A 3,183-nucleotide genomic window follows, 5' to 3' on the forward strand; every position below is an offset into this window, starting at 1 on the left:
GATTGGCAGTCGTCCTTCCCGAAGCAAAAGACGTCCGATTATGAATTCCCCCTCACCCTCCCCGGCGCGCGCCGGGAGCACCACCTTTGCAACCCGGCATCGTCGTAGCGAAAACGAAAAACAGTGCTCGCACAATACGGTAATCATCCGTTACACTTTTATGATTTGGCGCCATCGTTTTAGCCATCGATGCCACTCCGCGTAAACACCGGTACAGGCGGGCGCACGGTGGGTGTCTCACGACCGGGAGGCATGACGCCGCGCGAATGGAGTCTGCGGAGGGACAAGCGATGGACACGATGCTGCGCTCGATAGCCATGAGCGGCTATTTCGATGTGACGCGGCGGCATGGATTGAATCCGGTCGATCTCGCGCAGCAGGTCGGGATCGATCCCGCGGTGCTAGCGAATCCGGATGACCGCGTCTCGGCCGCCGCGTGCTGCCGGTTGCTGGAACTCACGGCTGAAAAGGCGTCGTGCCCCACTTTCGCACTGCAAATGGCTGAAACCCGGCAGAAATTCGGGAGCGGCGTGGTCAATGTCCTGCTGGCGCACAAGCGCACGCTGCGCGATGTGTTGCTGGCCGCAGCCGAATTCCGGCATCTGCTCAACGAAGCCCTGGCCGTGTACGTCGAGGACGCCGGGGCAACGGTCACCATCCGGGAGGAACTCGTCGTCGATCCGGGTACGCCGACCAGGCAGGCGATCGAACTTGCAGTGGGCATCCTGGCTCGCCACTCCAGTGCGCTGCTCGGCAACTTCTGGAAACCGCGGGCTGTCCATTTCACTCACCCAGCGCACGCAGACCTGACATTTCATCGGCGCTTCTTCGGCTGTTCGCTGGAGTTCGGCAGCGATTTCAATGGGCTCGTTTGCGCGGCCGCCGATCTCGACTACCCGAATCCGGCTGCTGACCCAGAGCTGGTCCGATATGCCGAGAGCTTCGTCACTGCACTGAACGTGCCGGGCGCAGATTCGACCGCACTGGAGGTGCGCAAGGCGATCTACCTGCTGCTGCCCGTCGAGCAAGCCACAATCGAGCTGGTTGCCCTTCATTTGCATCTGAGTGTCCGCACCATGCAGCGGCAGCTTAGATCGACCGATACCAGCTTCTCGGCACTCGTCGAGGAAGTCCGGCGCGAACTTGCCGTGCGCTATATGAGCAACCCGCGTTATCCGATCGGGCGAGTCGCGGCACTGCTCGGCTATAACCAACAGGGGTCGTTCACCAACTGGTTTGTCTCACGATTCGGTATGACGCCGCGTGATTGGCGTCACAGGGAAACGAATTGAACAATTGAACGGCGTTCTTCGCCCGATCTGGGCCTGATTGAGCGATGCCTATTGGTCTGCGGCGCAGACTGGCGCATGCTCGGAATCGAGAACGCCGTGGTCGGCTTCCACACGGGGCGCCCGTTCCACTTGGCGACGTGCATCGGCCGCATCGGTACGGCGCGCGCCGCGTTCTCCTAATCGCTCTGGCGTGCACCCGGGGTCACCGGGCCACACCACATTCTGGATGCGGGAGGCAGCGGCTCCAGCGCACGCTTCGCGTGTTCACACGGCCTTTCGCAGGAAGCCCTGAGTGGCGCCCTTGCGGTTGGGCGCGAAGCCGTTGGCCAGCAGGGTCTCTTCGACTGTGTCGTAGAACACGCCGATCTTGCTGATCTCGCGCGCCTCCTGGGCGGTTGCAACCTTGCGGCCGAATTCGCGTGAGATGCGCACCAGTTGCTCGATCTGCTCGACAGTGCTCATCCTCTTCGTGCGCGCCTGATTCCAGATGTTGTCCTCGATACCGCAGCGCACGTGCAGGCCCATCGCAATGCCCATCATGTTGACCGGCAGCACGTTGCGCATCGAGCTTTCCACCGTCAGCACTGCACCGTCCGGCGTGGCGCGCACGAAGTTGGCCAGGTTGTAGATATTCGGTGCGTCCATGCCGCCACCGATGGCCACCCAGTTCATGACCAATGGGCCCTTGTAGACGCCGCGCCGGATCAACCGCTCAACCGATTCGAAGCTGTTGATGTTGTAGCACTGGAAGGCGCTCTGGATGCCTGCCGCGTTCAGGCGGCGGATGTGCTCCTCGGCCCAGCCAGGCTGCGCCGGCACTGTCATCTCCTTGTAGGCGTTGTAGACTTCGGGGTCCGCCATCGAGGTGCCCTTGACGTCATCATCCTCCCAGTGTTCCACGACGTTCATCTGCGAGGTATTGATCGTGACCGTGACCTGGTCGGGTTTGGGATCGAGCTCGGCCAGCATGTGGCGCGTATCGTCGCTGAGCCATTTGGCCGCCGCACCTTCGGACTCCGGCGCGAAGCTGATCGAGCCGCCCACCTGAATAATCATCTCGGGCACCGCATTGCGCACGCCGGCGATCAGCTCGTTGAACTTCGACAGGCGCTTGCTGCCTTTGCCGTCAAGTTCGCGTACGTGCAGGTGCAGCACGGTGGCGCCAGCGTTGTAGCAATCCACTGCCTTCTGGATCTGCTGCTCCATCGTGACAGGGATGTCTTCGGGAAAGTCCGAGGGCACCCATGACGGCGCATAAGGCGCGGCCGTGATGATTAGGGGTTGCTGGTTTTCGGTGTAGAGGGAACCGTCGAGAAAGTTCATGCATGGTCTCCAAAGGCAATTCGAGAGGGGAACAAATCGGGGAGCGCTAAGTGGTCTGTCGCCGGAAAAGCCGTTGACCCCCTTTTTCCCAATAAATGGTCGGGCGTTTCACCTCCGCATCAGGAACGCCTCGACGCGACAGAAGATGAAACTGTTAGGCGAAAGATACGGCAATGCAGGAAGGCGGTTTAGTTTTAGGTGACAATTTTTTATGATTAGACGCCACTACGCGTTAATGCCAGTGCCCGACGCATTCGTTTGCGGCGCCGCACGCTGCAACGGGTTCGAATTGCGCTGGAGGTGAGTAGACGGGCAAAACAAGAAGTAGGTGATGAACGATTAGGTCCGCTGTTCGTCCCGTGTTCTGCCGCGAACGCGACCAGGTTGCATGGATATCGCTGACACTTTCCATCTTGATCCCTCGGTGATGCCATGCGTTCCGGACGCTCGGATGCCAGCCAAAGGAAGCGCAGTTTGCAACTGCGCGTACCCGGCCCACTCGCGGGATCACGCGGGAGGGCCGCGCGCAGCACTCCGGTGGTGACGCTGCGGCTCGCCATCTCGTCGG

At 61.0% G+C, this 3,183-nt stretch carries 2 protein-coding genes; one reads left to right on the top strand and one right to left on the bottom strand.

Annotated elements, in window-relative coordinates; genetic code table 11:
* Nucleotides 1-290 precede the first annotated feature (290 nt).
* The gene (locus AWB67_RS35615; RefSeq protein ID WP_087660583.1) at nucleotides 291-1,292 is read left to right on the top strand and encodes an AraC family transcriptional regulator; all 1,002 of its coding nucleotides are present in this window, start codon (nucleotides 291-293) and stop codon (nucleotides 1,290-1,292) included.
* A 264-nt stretch (nucleotides 1,293-1,556) separates the two neighbouring features.
* Here the strand turns inward: AWB67_RS35615 and AWB67_RS35620 are convergent, their stop codons facing one another.
* Nucleotides 1,557-2,615 (bottom strand): beta-keto acid cleavage family enzyme, encoded by a 1,059-nt coding sequence (locus tag AWB67_RS35620; RefSeq protein ID WP_087660584.1) that lies wholly within the window; start codon nucleotides 2,613-2,615, stop codon nucleotides 1,557-1,559.
* Nucleotides 2,616-3,183 lie beyond the last annotated feature (568 nt).

It is taken from the genome of Caballeronia terrestris (genome assembly GCF_001544515.1).
GTDB lineage: Bacteria > Pseudomonadota > Gammaproteobacteria > Burkholderiales > Burkholderiaceae > Caballeronia > Caballeronia terrestris.